The following is a 16,556-nucleotide window of genomic DNA, read 5'->3' as shown; positions in this document are numbered from 1 at the left end:
TGCCGCGCTCGACGCGGCCGGTCACCACCGTGCCGCGGCCGGAGATCGAGAACACGTCTTCGATCGGCATCAGGAAGGGACGGTCCACCGGGCGCTCAGGCTGCGGGATATATTCATCCACCGCCGCCATCAGCGCCAGGATCGCCTGCTCGCCGATCTCGGGGGTCTTGTCTTCCAGCGCGGCCACGGCCGAACCCTTGATGACAGGGATATCATCGCCGGGGAACTTGTAGGCGCTCAGCAGCTCGCGCACTTCCATTTCCACCAGCTCGACCAGATCCGGGTCGGCCAGGTCCATCTTGTTGAGGAACACCACCAGCGCCGGCACACCAACCTGACGGGCAAGCAGGATGTGCTCACGCGTCTGGGGCATCGGGCCGTCAGCGGCCGAGCACACCAGGATTGCGCCGTCCATCTGCGCCGCACCCGTGATCATGTTCTTCACATAGTCAGCATGGCCGGGGCAATCGACATGGGCGTAGTGCCGGTTCGCCGTCTCATATTCCACATGCGCGGTGGAGATCGTGATACCGCGGGCGCGCTCTTCCGGCGCCTTGTCGATCTGGTCATACGCCGTGAACGACGCACCGCCCGACTTCGCAAGAATCTTGGTGATCGCAGCCGTCAACGACGTCTTGCCATGGTCCACGTGACCAATGGTGCCGATGTTGCAGTGCGGCTTGTTCCGCTCGAATTTCGCCTTGGCCATCTGCCAGCTCCAAACTTGAGTTCGTTTCAAAGACAGCGCCCGCGCGGAAGACATCCCGACGCATCCCAAAGGGATAGCGGGTGACGGGAATCGAACCCGCACCACCAGCTTGGAAGGCTGGGGCTCTACCGTTGAGCTACACCCGCAAGCGCGAACACGCACCGCAAGCCACCTGCCACCGGGACCCGGCGGGATATGGAGGGGGTTGGATTCGAACCAACGTAGGCGCAAGCCAACGGATTTACAGTCCGTCCCCTTTAGCCACTCGGGCACCCCTCCGCAGCGGCCGGGTCTTGTCCCGGGCAGCAGGTGGGGCGGGTTATGGCGGAAAGCGGCGGCGTGTCAACGCAGCGGCGGCGTTTCCGGTGTGATTTACAGAATCAGCGTCAAAATACCGGCCGCTGCGGCGACGCCCAGAGTGGCCAAAACGCCAAGCCGCCACTGGAAAATGCACCAGCCGGCCAGCAGGGCCAGGGCCAGTGAGAGCGGCTGGATGGAGGAGAGCACTGGAACATCAAAGCCCAGCGGCCCGGGCACAATGTCGGCAAAGAGCACCCGCATGGTGAACCACAGCGCCAGATTCGCGATCACGCCCACCACCGCCGCCGTCACCCCGGCCAAAGCACCTTTCAGCCGGGCGGCGTCATGCAGCCGCTCGACATAAGGCGCGCCCAGAAAAATCCAGGCAAAGCAGGGCAGAAAGGTGACCCAGAGTGTGAGAATAGACGCGGCGACGCCGCCCAGCACGCCGCCCCCCTCCCGGTATCCTGCCAGGAAGCCCACAAATTGCAGCACCAGAATCAACGGCCCGGGCGTGGTCTCGGCTAGGCCCAGCCCGGCCAGCATTTCGGGAGCCGAGAGCCAGCGGTAATGCTCCACCGCCTCCTGCGCGACATAGGCCAGCACGGCATAGGCACCGCCAAAGGTCACCACCGACATTTTCGAGAAAAACCAGCCGACATCGAAATACACCCCGCCCGCCGGCGCCAGCAGCGCCACCGGCCAGACCCAGAGCGCGAGGGCGATCAGCCCCGCCCGCCTGGCCGCCGCCGTCAGCCCGGCAATATGGCCGGGATTGTCGCGCAGGACGCGGTCCAGCAGGCTGTCACTCACCTGGCCGGCCTTGCCATGGCCCGCCGGCTTGAACTGCCCGGGCAGGGCAAAGCCCAGCAGGCCCGCCGCCAAAACGACCACCGGAAAGGGCAGGCCAAATGCTGCCAGGGCCAAAAACGCCGCCCCAGCCGTGGCCCAGGCCACCGGGCCGGAGAGCGCGCGCTTCGCCACCCGCAGCAACGCCTCCACCACCAATATCAGCACGGCGCTTTTCAGGCCCAGGAAAACCGCAGCGACGACCGGCACATTGCCCAGCAGGGCGTAGATCAGGCTCAGCACCAGCATCACCAGGGCGCCGGGCAGGATGAAGAGCAACCCGGCCGCCACGCCGCCACGCACGCCATGCATGAGCCAGCCCAGATAGGTGGCGAGTTGCATGGCCTCGGGCCCCGGCAGCAAGGTGCAGAAGTTCAGCGCGTGAAGAAATCGCGTATCGCTGATCCAGCGGCGTTCATCCACCACCTCTCGGTGCATCAGAGCGATCTGCCCGGCGGGGCCGCCAAAGCTCAGGCAGCCGATGCGCAGCCAGACCCGGAAGGCTTCGGCGAAGCTGGGGAATTGCGTATTCATGCGAGCTTTCCTGCGGGCCAGTTGTGGGTTTCATCCGTGGCGTCCCGGCACCAGCGATAGAGCGCGTCATAGACCGCGCAGCCGGCATCGAGTTGGGCCATGTCATCACGATACATCCGCGACAGGCCGAGCGAGATCGCCAGCAGCCCCGCAGCCTCGGGCGCGAGGTCGAGCGCCGCGGTGTCGGCCCCGCGGATGATCGCACCCAGGCGGCTGAGGGCCGGCGTCTTCAGCCCCCATTCCCGCAGCATGACATCGAAGGTGCACAATGGGCCGTGATGCGACCAATGCACGCCCTCGATATCGAAGGGCGTGGCGCCAAAGCGTTCGGCCACATCCGCCACATCGGCGGGGGCAACGAAGAGGAAGACGGCGCCCGGGTCGATGAAGCGGCGGATCAGCCATGGGCAGGCGATACGGTCCACCTTCGGCCGGGCGCGGGTCACCCAAAGAGTGCGGCCATACTCATCACGCGGCGGCAGGGCGCCGAGCGGCACCAGGGGCAGCCCGGCCTCGGCCCAGGCCAGGAAGCCGCCTTCCAGGCTTTCAGCCTGGGCACCGGCGTGGCGCAGCCAGGCCGCGGCACCCTGGCTGAGCTTCCTACCCTTATGGCACAGCACCACCACGCGTTGGCCGGCCATGGCGGAGGCCCAGCCGGCGGCCTGGGCGTGATCACGGCGAATGCTGCCGGGAAGCAGCCGCGGATCGGCATTGAAATCCTCCGCCGTGCGAACATCGATGATGACGGGCTGATCCGGCAGCCCGACCAGTCGGGCCAATTGCTGCGGGGAGACCTCGTTGAAACCTGGCATTCTCAGCTCCTGCGTTGAACGCATCGGGCCGGTGGCCAGCATGGACTGACCGGTCGGATGCTCATGTGCAAAAGCGATGCTTCAGCTGGCGCCTCACGAGGCGATCGCGACAGGCCCCTCATCGGAGAGGCTGACCTGGACGGTACCCGATGGTCAAGTGGGATCCTCAACCCGGGCAGGGGCGTCATCGAGGCGCTTGAGCACCGCCCACGCAGTGCCGAGGGCTGCGAGGGCCTGGTGGAGGGCGGCTTCATCCCCGCCCTGCCGCCGGTCCAGCGCGGCGGTGGTGAAGTGGCGCATGGGGGACGATCATGCAGACGGCCAAGGGTTCGCTGGAATGCATTGCCCCCCCCATCGGAGGGGCAGCATCGGCGATGGATGTGAAACCGGCGGCATGGACGAAGCCGTCCCCGCCGCCTTTAATGTGCTCAAAATAAGGAACCGTCAGATGGACATCTCCACCACAACCCGCACCCGCGGCGCCGATATCCTCTGGGCCGCGCTGCGCCAGGCGGGTGTGACCCGGGTGTTCAGCCTCTCCGGCAATCACATCATGCCGGTCTATGACGCGGCCTACGGCCAGGGCATTGATATCATCCATGTTCGGCACGAGGCTGCGGCGGTGCATATGGCCGATGCCTGGGCGCGGCTGACCGGCGAATGCGGCGTGGCGCTGGTGACTGGCGGCCAGGGCCATACCAATGCCATGGCCGGCCTGCCCACCGCCATGGCGGGCGAGGTGCCACTGCTGCTGCTCTCCGGCCATGCGCCGATCAAGGAATTGGGCCTGGGCGCGTTTCAGGAGACGCCGCAGGTCGAATCCGCAGCGCCCCTGGTGAAATCCGCCCGCATGGCCCGCGACCCGCAGACGCTGGGCCTGGATGTGCTGCGCGCCATCGCCCTGGCGCGGGAAGGCCGGCCCGGGCCTGTGCATCTCTCCCTGCCCACCGATGTGCTGGAGGCCGAGGTGGTGCCCGCCGCGGCCCAGCCGCAGGCCGCCCCGCGCGCCATGCCCCTGGCGCCTGAGGCGGCGCGGAGCCTGGCCGCCATGCTGCAAGCGGCCGAGCGCCCGCTGCTTTGCGCCGGCCCGGCGCTGAACAGCCCAGAGGGCATGCTGGCCCTGGCTGCCCTGGAGGCCAAGACCGGCCTGCCGGTGCTGCTGATGGAAAGCCCGCGCGGCTTGCGCGACCCCAGCCTGCGCGCCGCCACACCGCTCTTCGCCGAGGCGGATCTGATCATCCTGCTGGGCAAGGCGCTGGATTTCACCCTGGGCTTTGGCCGCACGCCGCCCTTCTCGCCCGCCGCGCGTTGGGCGGTGCTGGAGCCTGATGCCGCCATCCTGGCCCGCGCCGCGCAGGGGCTGGGTGAGCGCCTGGCCTTCTCGGCCATCACGGCGCCGCTGGCCGGCGCGCAGGCGCTGGCCGGGATGGCCAGCACCGGCCATGCCGCCTGGGCGGCCCAGCTGCGTGCGGCGCTCGATTTCCTGCCTGCCGAATGGGATGCCCTGGCCGGCGCCCCAGAGGGCCCCATCCACCCGGTCACACTGGGCCATGCGCTGCGCCCCTGGCTACGTGATGGCGACGTTCTGGTGGCCGATGGCGGCGAGATCGGCCAATGGCTGCAGGCCATGCTGCGCGCGCCGGCGGGTGGTGCGCGGCTGGTCAATGGCGTGGCAGGGGCGATAGGCGCGGGCCTGCCCTTCGCCATTGCCGCCAGCGCGGCCCGACCCGGCCAGCGGGTGCTCGCGGTGATGGGCGATGGCACTTTCGGCTTCCATATGGCGGAATTCGACACAGCAGTGCGGCATGGCCTGCCCTTTGTTGCCGTGGTCGGCAATGATTCATGCTGGAATGCCGAGCACCAGATTCAGCTGCGCGACTATGGCACCGCCCGCGCGCATGGCTGCGAATTGGCGAATGCCACGCGCTATGACCTGGTGGCGGTGGCCCTGGGTGGCCATGGCGAATTCGTGGAGGCGGCGGCAGAGCTCGCGCCAGCGCTTGAACGCGCCTTTGCCAGCGGCAAGCCGGCCTGCGTGAATGTGATGATCAAGGGCCTCCCCGCACCGGTGATCCGCGCGGCTTGACCTAAATCATGGCGCTGCAGGCGCCGATCTGTCCCTGCTTCCCTGGTTGTAACGACAGGGGAGTGCAGGGCCGATGACGTCAGAGACGCAATGGGCGCTGGTCGCCGATGCCCAGCATGCCCGGATCTTCGAAGCCCGGCGCCAGGGCGCTGGCTGGGTGGAACGCAGCGCGGAAGCCTCGGACGAGGTCAACCCGGCCTCGCATGATCAGGGCAGCGAAAGACCGGGGCGGGTGCGTGAGAGCATGGGCACCACGCGCCATGCCATAGAGCCCCGGTTCGATCCGCATCGCGCGGCCAAGGCCGCCTTCGCCCGGCGCCTCGCCGCACGGCTGGATGAGGCGGCCACGGGGGCGCTTTACGCCCATTTGTTTCTGGTCGCCCCGCCCGCCTTTCTGGGCGATTTGCGCGCAGCCTTGGGCGATGCCGCCCGGCAAAAACTGCGCGGTTCGCTCAATAAGGATCTGACGCAGTTGCCGCTGGCGGAACTCGCGCCGCATCTGGCGGCGATACCGCGTGAGTGATCACTCCGCCCGAATACCCAGCGCCCGCACGCGAGGGACCCAATAGGCCACCTCGTCACGCACATAGGCAGCGAAGCGGTCTGGGGTGAAGCCGCGCATGGCGGGCGTGCCCAACTCATTATAACGGGCCTGCACAATGGGGTCGGCCAGGGCCTGCTCGGTCGCCGCCGCCATACGCTCCACAATGGCGCGCGGCGTGCCAGCGGGGGCGAAGAAACCGTACCAGGAGTAAGCCTTGTAATCGGGCAGGCCAGCCTCGGCCGCCGTGGGTGTCTCGGGCAGGAGGTTGGAGCGCTGTTCGGTGGCGACAAAAAGGGCCCGGGCATTACCGGCATCCTGCATGGGCTTCAGCAGGGCTGGGATATCGGCACAGAAGTGGATCTCACCCGAGGAGAGGGCGGCATAGACCTGCCCGCCGCCGCGATAGGGCACATGCACCGCCCGCGCGCCGGCCTGAATGAGAAAGGTGGCACAGGCGATATGGCCAGAGGTTCCAATACCACTGCTGCCGTACTGGAACCGGTCGGGCTCGGCGCGCAGCCGGGCGATGAAGTCGGCCGCGATTCGCGAATCGAGGCCGCGGGTGGTCACCGCCAGCCCGATGGGCACGAAGGCGGTGGGCGCCACCGGCACAAGGTCGCGCAGGGGGTCAAAGGGCATGGGGGCCGGCAGCCCGGGCGACAGCCCAATGGGCGAGAGGGTGGAGAGCACAAAGACCGAGCCGTCAGGCGCCGATTTGGCCACCGCATCGGTGCCGACCACACCGCCGGCGCCGGGGCGGTTTTCCAGCACCACCGGTTGGCCGAGAATATCGGCGAGCCTGGGCGCGATCAGCCGGGTTGTGATGTCCGTCCCGCCACCGGTGCCGAAGGGCACGACGATTCGCACTGGCCTTTGCGGCCATGTGGCGCTCTGCGCCAAGGCCGGGCTGGCCAGGAAAGGCAGGGAAAATGCGGCGCGGCGGCTTGGCATGGCGGTATCTCCAGGGCAGGCCAGAGTGACGCAGCCTGTGGATTGCGTGCAAGGCCGTGAATGCCGGGGGCAGGCCGAAAACACCCCTGGCGAGCCATGGCGGGATGTGGTCCCTGCCCCTTGGAAATAACCCTTGAACGCTGCGGCAGAGATGCCACACTAGAACGATCAGCGAACATTGGCGGTCATCCTAGCATTCTGGCTGGCCTGTGGACAAAGCCCTCCGACGCTGTATGTGGTGGGAGGCGGTGGCAGGTAAGACTATATCTTGTGGCGCGCCTCGGTTTTGGTCATTGTCGGAAACCGGGGATTCAGGGGGATTAGACGTGTTTGATGCGATTCAGCTTCAGGGCCACCATCCGGTGCAGATTGACCGCTCGCGCGATGCGCTGCTGACCGATTTCGGTCGGGCGACGCTGGATGACCGCTATCTGCTGCCCGGCGAATCCTACCAGGATCTCTTTGCCCGCGTGGCCTCGGCCTATGGCGATGACGCTGCCCATGCCCAGCGCATCTATGATTACATCAGCAAGCTTTGGTTCATGCCGGCCACGCCTGTGCTGTCGAACGGGGGTACGACACGCGGGCTGCCGATTTCCTGCTTTCTGAACGAAGCCAATGACAGCCTCGATTCGATCGTGGGGCTGTGGAATGAGAATGTCTGGCTGGCCTCGAAGGGCGGTGGCATTGGCTCCTATTGGGGTAACCTGCGCTCGCTGGGCGAGAAGGTGGGCCAGAATGGCAAGACCTCCGGCATCGTGCCCTTCATCCGGGTGATGGATTCGCTCACCCTGGCGATTTCGCAGGGCTCGCTGCGGCGCGGCTCGGCCGCCGTCTATTTGCCGGTGCACCACCCGGAGATCGAGGAATTTATCGAAATTCGCCGCCCCACCGGTGGTGACCCGAATCGCAAGGCGCTGAACCTGCATCACGGCATCCTGCTGTCGGATGCTTTCATGCGCGCCGTGGAGGGCGATGAGGCCTGGGCGCTGCTCTCGCCCAAGGACAATGCGGTGGTGCGCACCGTTTCTGCCCGCTCGCTGTGGATTCGCATCCTCACGGCACGGATCGAAACGGGCGAGCCCTACATCATCTACTCCGACGCCGTGAACAATGCGCGCCCCGAGCACCACAAGCTGGCCGGGCTGGAGGTCAAGACCTCCAACCTCTGCTCGGAAATCACCCTGCCGACCGGCATCGACCAGCATGGTGAGCAGCGCACCGCGGTGTGCTGCCTCTCCTCGCTGAACCTCGACACCTGGATGCAGTGGAAGGATGACCCGCGCTTCATCGCCGATGTCATGCGCTTCCTGGATAATGTGCTGCAGAATTTCATCGATACCGCACCGGACAGCATGGCCAAGGCGCGCTACTCGGCGATGCGCGAGCGCTCGGTCGGTCTCGGCGTCATGGGCTTCCACAGCTTCCTGCAGGCGCTGAACGTGCCGTTCGAGAGTGTGGTGGCGAAGGTTTGGAACAAAAAAATGTTCCGCCACATCCGCGAACAGGCAGATGCAGCCTCGCGCCAATTGGCGGAAGAGCGCGGGCCCTGCCCGGATGCCGCAGAATATGGCTTCATGGAGCGGTTCTCGAACAAGATCGCCATTGCGCCCACCGCCTCGATCTCGATCATCTGCGGCGGCGCAGCGCCTGGCATCGAGCCAATCGCGGCCAATGTGTACAACCACAAGACACTCTCGGGCAGTTTCATCGTCCGTAGCCCGGCACTGGCCAAGGTGTTGCAGAAATACGGCCGCGATGATGACGACACCTGGAACTCGATCACCGTCAACAAAGGCTCGGTCCAGCATCTGGACTTCCTGAACGACCAGGAGCGCGCGACCTACAAGACCGCCTTCGAACTCGACCAGCGCTGGGTGATTGAACATGCGGCCGACCGCACGCCCTATATCTGCCAGTCGCAATCGGTGAACCTGTTCCTGCCCGCAAATGTGCATAAGCGCGACCTGCACCAGATCCATATGCTGGCTTGGAAGCGGGGCATGAAATCGCTGTATTACTGCCGCTCGCTGTCGATCCAACGCGCGGATGCGATCAGCGAGAAAGTGGTGGGCCAGGGAGATATCATGGCAGCCCATGTGCCGCAGCCGGTGGCGATGGATATCCTCCCTGGCGCAGAAAACAGCACCAATTATGAGGAATGTTTGGCCTGCCAATAGGGTGGGCCAGCGAAAGAGCGAGGGGCGCTGCCCCTCGCGCACCCCGGCAGGAAACCCAGTTTCCTGCACCTTCGATCATGATGTCATTATTGTTTGGTGTGCTTTTATAATATAAATGCGTTAATATTATGGCCCGTTTTTAAATACAGCTCTTACGTTGGTATTAATTATGTTTTGACAACATCTTTAACTTATTTATTTAATATATAAATATAACAATACCTAAAATAGCGTATTTATCCCAAACACACCGAAGGTCCAGGAAACTGAGTTTCCTGGCGGGGTGCGCGAGGGGCAGAGCCCCTCGCTTCAACATAATAGGACAAAGACAAATGCCTGACGGCGCACAGAGCCCTGACGAGTTCCCGGTCCGCTTCGACCTGTTGACCGCCAACCCGGTTTACAAGCCGTTCCGGTATCCCTGGGCTTATGATGCCTGGCTGACGCAGCAGCGTATTCATTGGTTGCCGGAGGAGGTGCCGCTCGCTGATGACGTGAAGGATTGGCAGAAGAATCTGACGGTTTCTGAGCGGAACCTGCTCACCCAAATCTTTCGCTTCTTCACCCAGGCGGATGTCGAGGTGAATAATTGCTATATGAAGCAGTACAGCCAGGTGTTCAAACCCACCGAAGTGCTGATGATGATGAGCGCCTTCTCGAACACCGAGACGATCCATATCGCGGCGTATTCGCATCTGCTTGATACCATCGGCATGCCGGAAATTGAGTATACCGCCTTCCTCAAATACAAGGAGATGAAGGACAAGTACGACTACATGCACTCCTTTAAGGTGGATAGTAAGGTTGAGATTGCCAAGACGCTGGCGGCGTTTGGTGCCTTTACCGAGGGGCTGCAGCTTTTCGCCTCTTTTGCCATTCTGATGAATTTCCCGCGCTTCAATAAAATGAAGGGCATGGGGCAGATCGTCTCCTGGTCGGTCCGCGACGAGACGCTGCATTGCCTCAGCGTGATCCGGCTCTTCCGCACCTTCGTGCAGGAAAACCCGGAGATTTGGACTGAGGAGCTGCGCCGTGACCTTTACCTGATCTGCGCCACCATTGTGGAGCATGAGGACAGCTTCATTGACTTGGCCTTCGAGCTCGGCGGCGTGCAGGGCCTCGAGGCTGAGAGCGTGAAGCAATATATCCGCTTCATCGCCGACCGCAGGCTGCAGCAATTGGGCCTGGAGCCGATGTTCCACATCGAGCGCAACCCCCTCCCCTGGCTCGACGAAATGCTCAATGCCATCGAGCACACCAATTTCTTCGAGAACCGGGCGACTGAATACTCGAAGGCCAGCACCGCCGGCACCTGGGAAGATGCTTTCGCTGAAAACACCTTCGCCACGCCGCAGCCCGAGGGCGAAATCGCGCTCGCACGGCATTGATGGGCTGGAAGGGCCGGTATGTCTGAGGCCGGCCCTTTGGTGTTGAGCGCCCGCTTGCCCACACCCCGGCGGGGGCCTATCTAGGCGCCATGTTGAAGGTCATCCGCTACAGCGTTGCCGTGTTGCTCGCTGCCATTTTCGGCCTGTGGGCGCATGTGTGGTTTACCCTTGCGCCGGGGCAGAGCTTTGCGGATGCATTCGGCCAGAGGCTTGCCCAGATCTTCGGCCAGGATATGCAGCTGCCCTCGGCGGCAGGGGTGGTGCAACTGCCCCCCGGCATTTCCCTCGGCGGCGCCTTCAGCCTGACCCGGCAGGATGGCGTGGCGGTCACTGAGCGCGATTATGCCAGCCAATGGATGCTCATCTATTTTGGTTTCACCTTTTGTCCTGATGTCTGCCCGACCGAGCTTGGGCGGATGGCTGATGTCATGGATATGCTGGGCCCATTGGCTGGCCGTGTGACGCCGGTCTTGATCACCATCGACCCTGAGCGCGACCGGCCTGATAATTTGGCGGATTATGTGAGCCGTTTTCATCCCCGGTTGCAGGGCCTGACCGGCACGACGGAGCAGATAGCCGCCGTCGCTCGCCAATTCAGGGTATTTTATGCGCGTGCCAATTCACCCAATGCCACCGATTACCTCATGGATCATTCGAGTTTTATCTATCTGGTGGGGCCGGATAACCGTGTGCGCAGCCTGTTCAGGCCAGACACCGCCGTAGATGGCATGGCCAGAATGATCATTGGCCAGCTTCGGGCCACAACGCCAACGCAATAATATTTGCCGACGCCTCAATTTCCTATTATATATTGACCGGTTGCATTTTCCGCATGGCAATGAGGTTGGGCATGGACGGTGACGATCATTTGGCTCCCAGCTTTCGCGACGGCGTGAATGGGTTTTTTCCACTCCGTGATATGCGTTTGTCGGACAAAATCCTGGCCGCCTTCCACCAAGCCTGTGATGAGGCTGATTATCAGGTGGCTGACCAATTGTTGCGGACACTGGAAATGGTGCTCACCCGCCAGCAAGTCGATCCCAGCGCCAATAGCCGGCGCAATATGGACAGCCTGGTCGAGGCGCATGAGCGGCTTTGGCAGTTGCGGCACCCGATTTAAGGCCCTTTGCATAACCGCCACGCTCTCGTAACCTTGTATCAATACAGGGGGGACCACCATGTTAACACGTCGCAGCGCGATGCTCGCCTCTCTGGCCGCAACATCGGCCAGCCATGCCCAAACCTCACCGGCATGGCCCAGCCGCCCATTGCGGATGATCATACCATGGCCGCCTGGCCAAGCCACCGACCTTATTGGCCGGATCCTTGCCCAGGTGCTGACAGAGCGCCTCGGCCAATCCGTTGTGCCGGAAAACCGCGGCGGGGCCGGCGGCATGATCGGCACCGACGCGGCCGCCAAATCCGCCCCCGATGGCCTCACGCTTCTCGCCGCCTCGGCCGGGCCGGTCACTGTCAACCCCTTGGTTCAGCGCACCCCTTATGATGTCGAACGCGACCTAGCGCCGGTCGCCCTGGCCGGCCTCTCGCCCTATCTGCTGGTGACACATCCGGATTTCCCGGCCCGCAATATCGGCGAGTTCCTCTCCGTCGTCCGCGCCTCGCCCGGGACCTATACCTTTGCCACATCAGGCACTGGCGCCACGGCCCATCTCATCGCCGAGTATTTCAACGCACGCTCAGGGCTTCAGGCCGTCCATGTTCCCTTCCAGGGCAGCGCGCCGGGGTTGACAGCGCTGCTGGCGGGCCAGGTGCATTACACGCTGGAAACCGCCGCCGCCACCATGCCGCATGTCCGGGCGGGGCGGCTGCGGGCCTATGGCGTCTCCTTGGCAAATGGCTCGGCCCTGGCGCCGGGCGTCACACCACTGGCCGTCGGGGCGGATATTCCCGGCTTCAATCTTGGTGCCTGGATCGGCCTGATGGTCCCGGCCGCCACCCAGCCGGCCATTATCCAACGCCTCTCCACCTTGATGATGGAGGTGATGGCGACGCAGGAGATGAAGGAGCGCTTTGCCGCCGTGGGTGTCGAGGTGGATGCAAAGCCAGCGGCCGCCTTCGCGACCTATCTCGCCGAACAGCGGCAGATCTTCAGTGAGGCCGTGCGCCGGGCGAATATCCGCCCGGAGTGATGGTAATGGCGGGGGGGTGCCCTCCCCCCCGCCTCCCTTTGCCCCCCCCTGGGGCCGCCTCAGCGCGCCGGCGTCAGCCGCAGCGGCACAAAGCGCTGGCCATTTTGGCTTTCCACTAGGAACAAGGCAGTGCCACGGCCTTGCCGCCGCAGGCGATCCACCCTTTCGTTGAGTTCCTGCGGCGTGTTCACCCGTTCCTGCTGCACTTCGAGGATCACATCGCCCGGGCGCAACTCACGTTCGGCCGCAGGGGAATTGGGCGCGACATCCACCACCGCCACGCCGCGCTGATCAGGGCGCAGCCGCAGCCGCTCCCGCAATTCGGGCGTGATGGCCGCAACGCGCATGCCAAGCCCGGCAATCTCTGTCGGCAGGCCGGATTGCGGGCCCGGCCCCTGCGGATTGGCGGCGGCAAGCTGCTGCTCGGGCGGCAATTCGCCCAAGGTGACGGTCAAAGTCTGCTCCTGACCATCGCGCCAGACCACCACCGGCACACGGCTGCCCACCGGCGTCTCGGCCACGATTCGAGGCAGGCTGCGCATGTCGCGCACATCTTGGTTGTTGAAGCGCAGCACGACATCGCCGTTGCGAATGCCGGCACTGGCCGCAGGCGCGCCTTCCTGCGCCCGGGCCACAAGAGCGCCGCGCACCGTGCCGCGCAGGCCAAGCGATTCGGCAATCTCGTCCGTCACCTGCTGGATATTCACACCCAACCAGCCGCGGCGCACCCGGCCACCCTCGGTCAATTGCTGCGCTACGCCGCGCGCCAGGTTCGAGGGGATGGAGAAGCCAATGCCGATCGACCCGCCAGAGGGCGAATAGATGGCGGTGTTGATGCCCACAACCTCGCCCTGCAGGTTGAAGAGCGGCCCGCCGGAATTGCCCCGGTTGATGGCCGCATCGGTCTGAATGAAGTCGTCAAAGGGGCCCTGGCGGATATCGCGGCCACGCGCCGAGACAATGCCAGCCGTGACCGTGCCGCCCAGGCCGAAGGGGTTGCCGATGGCCAGCACCCAGTCACCCACCTCGGCGGTGTCGCTATTGCCCCAGGGCACGAAGGGCAATGGCGCGGAATGACGCACCCGCAGCACGGCGAGGTCAGTCCGCGGGTCGGTGCCCAGCAATTCGGCCCGCAGGCTGGTATTGTCCTGCAGGATCACGTTGATCTCGGTGGCACCGTCGATCACGTGGTTATTGGTCACCACGATGCCCGAGGCATCGACGATAAAGCCAGAACCCAAAGACTGGCCGCGCCGTCCCTGCGGGGGCCCGCCCTCGCCACGCTCACCGCCCTGCGGCGGCTGGCCTGGCCGGTTGCGATTGAAGAAATCGCGGAAGAACTCCTCGAAAGGGCTGCCGGGCGGCGCCTGGGGCGCGTCAGGCGCGTCGGGCCGGGCACCGGGGCGTGACGCTGGCGCGCCGCCGATGGTGGAGGAGATATTGACCACCGCGGGCAGCAGCCTGCGGGCCAGGGGCGCAAAACTGTCCGGCCGGCCGCTGGAGATGGTGGGCGGCGCGACGGCTGGATTGGCCTGGGGCGTGGCCGACGCTGCGGGCGGCGCGGCCACGGGGGGAAGCGTCTGGGCGAAAGGCGCCTGGGACAGCATGGGACCTGCAAGGCCGAGCGCCAGAACCGCCAGGGGGAGACGCCAATTTGGTATACGCATGATCACCTCATGAAGGCCGATGGATTGCTCGGCGAAGCTCCGGTCACGCTACAGACATCGCAGCCCGGGCCGATGACCCTTCGGTCTCGGCCCGTGGCAAAGAGTAACGGCCGCTCCAATTTCTGAAACGGCCGCCCACCCAGGCCGCGCTCAGCGGCTGCCCGGGCTGGGCATCTCGCGGAAGAAGCGGAAGAAATCACTCTCCGGTGTCAGCACCATCCGCGCCTCACCGCTGGAAAACACCTCGCGATAGGCCTGCATTGTGCGCCAGAACTGGTAGAATTCCGGGTCACGGTTGAAGGCTTCGGCGAAGATGCGAATCGCCTCCTGCTCGCCGGTGCCGCGCAGAATCTGGGCATTGGCCTCGGCCTCGGCCAGCAGCACCGTGCGGTCACGCTCGGCATTGGCGCGGACGCGGGCTGCCACCTCGGCACCCTCGGCGCGGGCCTCACGCGCCACCCGCTCACGCTCGGATTGCATGCGGGCCAGAATGGCCTGGGTGTTCTCCTCCGGGAAATCGGCCCGGCGGATGCGCACATCGGCCACTTCAATGCCAAAGCGCCGCGCCTCTTCATTCACCTGGCGCCTGATCTCGCCCATGATCCTGGTGCGGTCGGTCGAGAGGATAGCGAGCAGGGACTCGCCAGCCAGAACGCGGCGCAGGGACGAGGTGACGATGGAGGAGAGCCGGCCGCGAATGCCCTGCTCGGCCGCGCCCACGGTCTGGAAGAAGAGCAGCGGGTCGGTGATGCGGAAGCGGGTGAAACTGTCCACGATCAAACGGCGCTGGTCGCCGAGGATGACTTCCTCGCCCGGGCCTTCATAGTCGAGAAGACGGCGGTCGAAGGCGATCACGCTCTGGATCAGCGGCAGCTTGGTGTTCAGGCCGGGCGCTTGGATGACGCGCACCGGCTGGCCGAATTGGGTGACCAGCACCTGCTGGGTCTGATGCACGGTGAAGAGTGAGGAGGCTGCGACAACCAGCAGACCCACCAGGGCGAGCAGCCCGATCAATGCCTTGTTCATCGCACCACCCCCGGGTTGCGGGGTTGCTGAGGCTGAGCCGGAGGCGGGTTGAACACCTGTGGTGGCACCGCCGGCGGCCTGGCTGCGCGGGGCTGCCCGGCCTCGTTCAATTGCAGGAAGGGCACCACGCCCTGCAGCCTGTCATCCACCAGCACCATGTTGTTGCGGCGCAGGATGTCTTCCATGGTTTCAAGATAGATACGGCGCATTGTCACGTCCTGGGCCTGAGAATAGGCGGCGAGAACGGCGGTGAAGCGGCCAGCCTCACCACGCGCCCGCGCGGTCTGGCTGTCACGAAAACCTTGCGCCTCGGCCACCATGCGCTCGGCCTCGCCGCGGGCACGGGGGATGATGTCATTGCGAAAGCTTTCCGCCTCGTTGCGCACGCGCTCACGGTCGGCATTGGCGCGCTGCACGTCGCGGAAGGCGTCCACCACCGCCGAGGGCGGGTCCACCTTTTGCATCTGCACCTGGGTGATCTCGATGCCGGCCAGATACTGATCAACAATGGCCTGGGCGCCGCGGCGTACATCCTGCTCGATCTGGGCGCGCGCATCGGTCAGCGCGGCCTGGATATTGGTGCGGCCGATGATCTCGCGCATCACCGATTCGGCGGCGGATTTCACCGTGTCCTCGGGGTTGCGGGTGTTGAAGAGGAATTCGCCGGCATCGCGGATGCGCCAAAAGACGGCGAAATCAATGTCGATGATGTTCTCATCGCCAGTCAGCATCAGCGATTCGGCCAGCACGTCGCGCTGCGAGACAGGGCGCACGCCCGGAAGGGCGTCAGGCGCCGCACGAAAGCCGATATCAACGCGGTTGATGCGGGTGACGCGCGGCGTCGTCACCGCCTCGACCGGCCAGGGGATGGCGTAGTTCAGGCCAGGCGGCGCGGTGCGATCAAAGGCACCAAAGCGCATCACCACGCCCAGCTCATCGGGCTGCACGCGATAGAACCCCGAGGCAGCCCAGACGCCCACCAGCACAACGCCAAGCAGCGCCACGCCCTTGCCGCCGGCACCACCCTGCGGCAGCCAGCGGCGCAAGGTGTCCTGCGCCTGACGGATCATATCCTCGATGTCCGGGCCACGGCCGCCGCCGCCCGAACCGGAGGGAGGAGGATTGCCCCAGGGCCCGCCCGGGCCGCCAGAGCCACCCGGTGGCCCACCCTGTTGTCCGCCGGGTCGCGGGTTGCCCCAGGGGCTCGGCCCGCCATTGTTCCACGCCATCTGCGCCGCATTCTCCGCCAAGATAAACTTCACGCCGCGCGCCCGGGCATCCCAAGGGGGATGCGCGCGCGGCTCGGCCCGGCCATATGTGCGGCCACGCCGAAAGGCGGCAGCCGTCGCGTGGCGTACCG

General features: G+C 65.0%; 15 protein-coding genes and 2 tRNA genes. 6 read left to right on the top strand and 11 right to left on the bottom strand.

The genetic code is table 11. From position 1 onward, the window contains the following. The 6 genes from ABWP84_RS10825 to ABWP84_RS10800 all read right to left on the bottom strand — a co-directional run. A partial coding sequence (locus tag ABWP84_RS10825) for a GTP-binding protein (protein ID WP_353212033.1) occupies nt 1–709 on the bottom strand: 709 nt, incomplete at its 3' end. 75 nt (nt 710–784) lie between these two features. After that, nucleotides 785–855: transfer RNA gene (locus ABWP84_RS10820), tRNA-Gly, on the bottom strand. A gap of 50 nt (nt 856–905) precedes the next feature. Next, nucleotides 906–988, bottom strand: a tRNA-Tyr gene (locus tag ABWP84_RS10815). A gap of 93 nt (nt 989–1,081) precedes the next feature. Next, nucleotides 1,082–2,392: a chromate efflux transporter gene (gene chrA / locus ABWP84_RS10810; protein WP_353212032.1), complete on the bottom strand. Its 1,311-nt coding sequence runs from the start codon at nt 2,390–2,392 to the stop codon at nt 1,082–1,084. Then, nucleotides 2,389–3,204: a sulfurtransferase/chromate resistance protein gene (locus ABWP84_RS10805; protein ID WP_353212031.1), complete on the bottom strand. Its 816-nt coding sequence runs from the start codon at nt 3,202–3,204 to the stop codon at nt 2,389–2,391. Before ABWP84_RS10805 ends, chrA begins: the two co-directional genes overlap by 4 nt. Nucleotides 3,205–3,357: 153 nt before the next feature. Beyond that, a complete protein-coding gene (locus tag ABWP84_RS10800) occupies nt 3,358–3,504 on the bottom strand; it encodes a hypothetical protein (RefSeq protein WP_353212030.1) in 147 nt (48 codons plus the stop codon). 94 nt (nt 3,505–3,598) lie between these two features. Here ABWP84_RS10800 and ABWP84_RS10795 point away from each other — a divergent pair, with 94 nt between their 5' ends. Both ABWP84_RS10795 and ABWP84_RS10790 read left to right on the top strand, forming a co-directional pair. Then, complete coding sequence (locus tag ABWP84_RS10795) at nt 3,599–5,290, top strand: thiamine pyrophosphate-binding protein (protein WP_353212029.1); 1,692 nt, start codon at nt 3,599–3,601, stop codon at nt 5,288–5,290. A 73-nt stretch (nt 5,291–5,363) separates the two neighbouring features. After that, nucleotides 5,364–5,813 carry a host attachment protein gene (locus tag ABWP84_RS10790; protein WP_353212028.1) on the top strand — a complete coding sequence of 150 codons (450 nt, stop codon included), beginning with the start codon at nt 5,364–5,366 and terminating at the stop codon, nt 5,811–5,813. Here the strand turns inward: ABWP84_RS10790 and ABWP84_RS10785 are convergent, their stop codons facing one another. Further along, nucleotides 5,814–6,785, bottom strand: coding sequence for a tripartite tricarboxylate transporter substrate-binding protein (locus ABWP84_RS10785; protein ID WP_353212027.1), 972 nt, complete (start codon nt 6,783–6,785; stop codon nt 5,814–5,816). It abuts the gene before it with no gap. A 326-nt stretch (nt 6,786–7,111) separates the two neighbouring features. Here ABWP84_RS10785 and ABWP84_RS10780 point away from each other — a divergent pair, with 326 nt between their 5' ends. The 3 genes from ABWP84_RS10780 (at nt 7,112) to ABWP84_RS10770 (ending at nt 11,132) form a co-directional block, all read left to right on the top strand. Further along, nucleotides 7,112–8,965, top strand: a complete 1,854-nt coding sequence (locus tag ABWP84_RS10780) for a ribonucleoside-diphosphate reductase subunit alpha (protein ID WP_353212026.1) — start codon at nt 7,112–7,114, stop codon at nt 8,963–8,965. Between the two features lie 332 nt (nt 8,966–9,297). After that, on the top strand, nt 9,298–10,353 hold the full coding sequence (locus tag ABWP84_RS10775; RefSeq protein WP_353212025.1) for a ribonucleotide-diphosphate reductase subunit beta: 1,056 nt from the start codon (nt 9,298–9,300) through the stop codon (nt 10,351–10,353). Between the two features lie 89 nt (nt 10,354–10,442). Further along, complete coding sequence (locus tag ABWP84_RS10770) at nt 10,443–11,132, top strand: SCO family protein (protein WP_353212024.1); 690 nt, start codon at nt 10,443–10,445, stop codon at nt 11,130–11,132. 14 nt (nt 11,133–11,146) lie between these two features. Here ABWP84_RS10770 and ABWP84_RS10765 read toward each other — a convergent pair whose 3' ends face one another. After that, nucleotides 11,147–11,635 carry a hypothetical protein gene (locus tag ABWP84_RS10765; RefSeq protein WP_353212023.1) on the bottom strand — a complete coding sequence of 163 codons (489 nt, stop codon included), beginning with the start codon at nt 11,633–11,635 and terminating at the stop codon, nt 11,147–11,149. Between ABWP84_RS10765 and ABWP84_RS10760 the strand changes: the two genes are divergently transcribed. Further along, nucleotides 11,628–12,503, top strand: a complete 876-nt coding sequence (locus ABWP84_RS10760) for a tripartite tricarboxylate transporter substrate binding protein (protein ID WP_353212022.1) — start codon at nt 11,628–11,630, stop codon at nt 12,501–12,503. The two genes, ABWP84_RS10765 and ABWP84_RS10760, sit on opposite strands and share 8 nt — an antisense overlap. Nucleotides 12,504–12,562: 59 nt before the next feature. On the opposite strand, the gene ABWP84_RS10755 is transcribed toward ABWP84_RS10760, so the two are convergent. The 3 genes from ABWP84_RS10755 to hflK form a co-directional block, all read right to left on the bottom strand. Next, on the bottom strand, nt 12,563–14,110 hold the full coding sequence (locus ABWP84_RS10755; RefSeq protein WP_353212021.1) for a DegQ family serine endoprotease: 1,548 nt from the start codon (nt 14,108–14,110) through the stop codon (nt 12,563–12,565). A gap of 210 nt (nt 14,111–14,320) precedes the next feature. Beyond that, on the bottom strand, nt 14,321–15,196 hold the full coding sequence (gene hflC, locus ABWP84_RS10750; protein ID WP_353212020.1) for a protease modulator HflC: 876 nt from the start codon (nt 15,194–15,196) through the stop codon (nt 14,321–14,323). Beyond that, on the bottom strand, nt 15,193–16,458 hold the full coding sequence (hflK, locus tag ABWP84_RS10745) for an FtsH protease activity modulator HflK (protein WP_353212019.1): 1,266 nt from the start codon (nt 16,456–16,458) through the stop codon (nt 15,193–15,195). Before hflK ends, hflC begins: the two co-directional genes overlap by 4 nt. Nucleotides 16,459–16,556 lie beyond the last annotated feature (98 nt).

It is taken from the genome of Rhodovarius sp., assembly GCF_040399605.1.
GTDB classification, from domain to species: domain Bacteria; phylum Pseudomonadota; class Alphaproteobacteria; order Acetobacterales; family Acetobacteraceae; genus Rhodovarius; species Rhodovarius crocodyli_A.
This window is presented reverse-complemented; position numbering and strand designations above follow the sequence as displayed.